Origin of the sequence: Bacillus cereus group sp. BfR-BA-01355 (assembly GCF_022663675.1) — a bacterium.
Lineage (GTDB): Bacteria > Bacillota > Bacilli > Bacillales > Bacillaceae_G > Bacillus_A > Bacillus_A thuringiensis_S.
The window spans coordinates 1-219 of the sequence record NZ_JAKUFY010000501.1 but is presented as its reverse complement, the minus strand read 5'-3'; the positions used below and the strand labels follow the sequence as shown (position 1 = coordinate 219).

Below are 219 nucleotides of genomic sequence, written 5' to 3'. Positions count from 1 at the left end.
GTTTCAGCCCCTTTCGATTTCCAGATACTTTCCCCATACAAGTAATTTTGTTTTTAGATGTTTATTTTCTAAACGTAGCTGTTCTAATTCACTGAGCTCTTTTGGTCCTTTCCATAAGAATATTGTTTTCCTACAGGTTGTTGAAAACGATACGTTTGATCTGTACGATACCATTTCATCCATGTCTTAATTTGGGAAACATTTTTAATTCCGAGTTTC

At 34.2% G+C, this 219-nt stretch carries 1 pseudogene; it reads right to left on the bottom strand.

The window, feature by feature from the left end:
* A pseudogene (locus MR167_RS32645) lies at positions 1 to 219 on the bottom strand (IS3-like element ISBt2 family transposase); the annotation flags it as partial.